The sequence below is a fragment of the Aeromicrobium sp. PFPM2_SD2 genome (genome assembly GCF_057364525.1).
Window position 1 is genome coordinate 1 of record NZ_JBNFNZ010000841.1, and the last position, 509, is coordinate 509.

A 509-nucleotide genomic window follows, 5' to 3' on the forward strand; every position below is an offset into this window, starting at 1 on the left:
GAAGATTGCTCTGGTGCTGGATGGTGACTATCTGGTCTTCTCTTCTATGGCTGCTGCCGAGGACGAGACAGACTGGGGCGATGATATTTATACTCTGATTTGTGACCACGCCAAGGCTCGTCGTATCCTTGAGAACACCATCGCTGAAATCGTTAAGAAGCGCAAGGCGTGGAAAGACGCTAAGATTGTGATGTGCTTTACTGACGATAATAACTGGCGTAAGGACGTTCTTCCTACCTATAAGGCCAACCGTAAGGGTTCTCGCAAGCCTGTAGGATACAAGAAGTTCGTAGCTGAAGTGATGGCTGACCCACGGTTCAACAGCTTCCTGAAGCCAACGCTTGAGGGCGATGACTGTATGGGCATCATTGGTACACGACCTCAGATTGTGGGCTGCGACCATGCGGTGCTGGTGTCCTGCGATAAGGACTTCAAGACTATCCCGAACTGTGAATTCTTCTGGTTAACCACTGGTGAAATCCTGAGTAAACACGACTGCTGAGGCAGAC

The 509-nt window shown here is 50.1% G+C and carries 1 protein-coding gene; it reads left to right on the forward strand.

The genetic code is table 11. From position 1 onward, the window contains the following. Positions 1-502 (forward strand): hypothetical protein (locus tag AC2W7G_RS18420; RefSeq protein ID WP_485869704.1); only part of this gene is annotated, 502 nt, incomplete at its 5' end. Positions 503-509 lie beyond the last annotated feature (7 nt).